The 3824-nt window shown below is 65.8% G+C and carries 3 protein-coding genes; 1 reads left to right on the top strand and 2 read right to left on the bottom strand.

Translation table 11 applies throughout. The features are described from left to right. Window positions 1–379: 379 nt before the first annotated feature. Both AC1DQP_RS17845 and AC1DQP_RS17840 read right to left on the bottom strand, forming a co-directional pair. The gene (locus AC1DQP_RS17845) at window positions 380–562 is read right to left on the bottom strand and encodes a 30S ribosomal protein THX (RefSeq protein WP_038689543.1); all 183 of its coding nucleotides are present in this window, start codon (window positions 560–562) and stop codon (window positions 380–382) included. A 108-nt stretch (window positions 563–670) separates the two neighbouring features. Next, on the bottom strand, window positions 671–1084 hold the full coding sequence (locus tag AC1DQP_RS17840; RefSeq protein WP_256776848.1) for a MerC domain-containing protein: 414 nt from the start codon (window positions 1082–1084) through the stop codon (window positions 671–673). Between the two features lie 172 nt (window positions 1085–1256). Here AC1DQP_RS17840 and AC1DQP_RS17835 point away from each other — a divergent pair, with 172 nt between their 5' ends. Further along, window positions 1257–3446, top strand: coding sequence for a TonB-dependent receptor (locus tag AC1DQP_RS17835; protein WP_457319325.1), 2190 nt, complete (start codon window positions 1257–1259; stop codon window positions 3444–3446). The last annotated feature ends 378 nt before the right edge of the window (window positions 3447–3824 follow it).

Here is a 3824-nt window from a genome sequence, read left to right as displayed (position 1 = left end):
CCCACACACCCCCACCCTCGACAGTTTTCCTACGGCCGAGGGCGAGCAGAGCAGAGTACAGCACAGCACAGCAGAGCAGAGCAGAGCAGAAGTGCTCCTCCGCCGTTTCGTTGCGCGCCCGGACACTGTCAAGGGCGGGTACGGGTGGGTTGGCGGGACCCTCAAGCCGCATGGATGCGGCTTGGGAGCCTACACGGACGTATTTACGGCGTGTCCCGCCAACCCACCCGTACCTGCCCAAACCAGCACAAGCACGCACTCGCAGTTCTGGATCTGGCTGTTGATCCAGAACTTGATCTGGAAATTGATCTGCACCTGAAAAAATCCCAAAAAAAAACGCGGCGCAAGCGCCGCGTTTTCTTCGACCCGCCTGACGGGATCAACCGGCCTTGGCGACAGCCTTCTTGGCAACGGCCTTCTTGGCCGGCGCCTTGGCAACGGTCTTCTTGGCGACCGGCGCAGCTGCGCCCACGGCCACCTTGCTCACCACGTGCGAGCGCGAATTGCCGTAGCTGGCGTTGAAACGCTTGCCCTTGGCGGTCTTGCGGTCACCCTTACCCATGTCGTCAACTCCTTAGTCTTGAATCTGATTACCCCGCACTGACACGGGTTCGGCGGGGCCGCCCTCTCAGGCGCCCCCGCGCACGATCTGGAAGCCTACCACAGCGCCTCAATGCGCACAGCTGGCGTCATGGATGTGACCATGGTTCAAACGCAGATTCACCAGGTGCGCCACCCCCACCAGCACGCCGCCGAGCGTCATCACCACCGCGTGCGGCACCGCCGAATGGTGCAGCGGGTCGTACAGCAGACCGGCCCACAGGGCCACCAGCCCCGGCACCAGGAACCCCAACGCGCGAAGCGCGCCGTGTCGACGGTAGCCCCAGACCAGACTGAACAGCCCAAGCAGTGTGACGAAGCTGACCAGGGCCAGTTCCACCCCGTCACCCAGCCAGACCGACAGGCCCAGCGACGGCGCGGCAGCCAGCAGGATCGGCAGCACCGCGCAGTGCACCGCGCACAGCAGCGAGCCGGTGGCACCGAAGCGATCGAGCAGATGACGGAGGCGGGGGAACAGGGGCATGACTTCCAGCAGGGTCGGCGAAGCGTTATGGAATAATATAACATCAATCCCGACGCGCACCCCTCGGCCCCGCTCCTCCCCCGTAACGCCCCCTCGCTGTACCTGCCCCGCCAAGGGCTGCGCGCGCCACACCATTGATACATTGTAACAATTGACGACGGACCCTTTGCCCATGCGCTCTTCCCGCTCCCTCCAGCCCCACGCCCTGTCCCTGGCCCTCGCCGCTGCGCTGATCCCCTCGCTCGCCCTGGCCGCCGACGATGCCGGCCAACGTGACCACCACCTGACCGAACTGTCCACGGTCAAGGTCACCGCCTCCCCGCTGCAGGGCGACGCCGAATCGCTGGCACGTCCGGTCGATGTGCTCGCCGGTGAACGCCTGGACGAACAGAAGGCCGGCACCCTCGGCGACACCGTGGCCAAGCTGCCCGGCGTGCAGAGCACCTTCTTCGGCCCGGGCGTCGGCCGCCCGATCATCCGTGGCCAGGAAGGCCCACGCGTGGCCGTGCTCTCCAACGGCATGGGCAACATGGATGCCTCCACGGTCAGCGCCGACCATGCCACCAGCACCGAGCCGTTCCTGGCCGACCAGATCGAAGTACTGAAGGGCCCGGCCACGCTGCTGTTCGGCAGCGGCGCGATCGGCGGCGCGGTCAACGTGGTCGATGGCCGCATCGCGCGCGAACTCCCGGACCGCCCGCTCAGCGGTCGCGCCGAGCTGCGCGGCAACTCGGTCAATGACGAGCGCAGCGGCATGTTCCGCCTGGACGGTGTCAGCGGCAATAATGTCGTGCTGCATGTCGATGGCCTGGTCCGCAATGGTGATGACTACCGCATTCCCGGCTACGCGGTGATCGATGGCCTGGAAGACCACAGCGGCCACGACCATGACGCCGCCGACAGCGACGAACCGCGTCGCGGCCGCCTGGACAACAGCTCCGTGCGCACCCGCGCCGGCGGCGTCGGCGCGACCTGGCTCGGCGACGGCGGCTACTTCGGCGCCTCGGCCAGTACCTACCGCACCAACTACGGCATTCCCAACGGCGCACACGTGCATGCCGAGGACGACCATGATCATGACCACGACCATGGCGACGAAGAGGAAGAAGGCGACGAGCACGACGTTCGCATCGACATGGTGCAGAACCGCTTCGAAGCCAAGGGCGGCATCTACAACCCGACCTCGTTCCTGAAGAACATCAACCTGCGCACCGCCTACACCGACTACGAGCACGTGGAACTGGAAGCCGGCACGCCCTCCACCCGCTTCACCAACCGTGGCATCGAAGCCCGCCTGGAAGCAGTGCAGCAGCAGATCGGCGGCTGGGACGGCGCGTTCGGCCTGCAGCTCGGCAACAGCGATTTCGGCGCCAAGGGCGAAGAGGCCTTCGTGCCGGATACGGGTACGAAGAACATCGGTCTGTTCGTGCTGCAGGAAAAGCAGTTCGGTCCGTTCAAGCTGGAACTCGGCGGCCGCCATGACCAGGTGAAGCTGGACCCGACCGGCGATTACCGCGCGCGCAAGTTCGATGCCACCAATCTCTCCGCGGCCGGCATCTGGACCCTCAACGACGCCGTCGATCTGCGCTTCGGCATCGACAGCTCCGAGCGCGCGCCGACCAATGAAGAGCTGTATGCGGCCGGTGCGCACATCGCCACGCGTTCGCTGGAAATCGGCGATGCCAACCTGAAGACCGAGCGCGGCCAGCGCGTCGAACTGGGCATCCACACCCACAGCGATCGTGTCGACTTCTCGGCGTCCATCTATCAGACCAAGTTCAAGGACTTCATCTACCTGGCCGAGACCGGCGTGGTCGAATCGCTGCCGGTGCGCCTGTGGACGCAGCAGGACGCGACCTTCAAGGGTGCCGAAGCCGAGGCGCTGTTGCACCTGTTCGAAGGCAGCGCGGGCGATTGGGATCTGCGCGTGTTCGGCGACTACGTCAAAGCCGAGCTGGACGGCAGCGGCAGCCGCACCGTGGACATCGCGGTGCCGCACGGCGACCACAACCACAACTACAGTGTGGACCTGGCCAACAGCGGCTACCTGCCGCGCATCGCGCCGGGCCGCGTCGGCGCCGACCTGCGCTGGTCCAGGGACGGCTGGCGCGCGTCGGTCGGTGCGGTGCGCTACAGCAGCCAGAAGGACGTGGCGCAGAACGAAGACCCGAGCAAGGGCTACACGCTGGTCGACGCTCACCTGGCCTACCGCTGGGACCGCAGCGACAGCAACAGCTATGAGGTCTTCCTGGACGGCAGCAACCTGACCAACCAGGAAGTGCGTCCGCATACTTCCCTGCTGCGCGATTACTCGCCACTGCCGGGCCGCGGCGTCGCCTTCGGCATCCGCGCGTACTTCTGATTTTCTCTCTCCAACACTGGGGTAGCTGCTTCACCCTTGAGGGGGCCGAAAGGCCCCCTTTTTTTGGTTCTTCTCCCATCCGAAGGGAGCGTCTTGCTTCAGGGGCCGTCGCAGAGTGAGCACGAGGCTATGCGTGTGGACGGGCAGTGCCGGCAATGTGTGGATTGGCTGGCTTCTCCGYTCGGGGCTGYCGCGAGCGTGAGGGCCCCTTAGCAGCCGGTAGGCCCCTGGCGCAAATGTCCCCCGGCCGCGKTGCGGCCTCCTCCTTTATTTTGCCCAGGACCCTACCGGCCGCTAAGGGGCTCGGCTTGCGGTAATCAGATAGAAGCCAGGCGTTTTGACGCTGGTCGGTGGGTCGGGCGCTGGGCTCCCATGCCC

The organism is Stenotrophomonas sp. P5_A8 (assembly GCF_056400545.1).
This window is presented reverse-complemented; position numbering and strand designations above follow the sequence as displayed.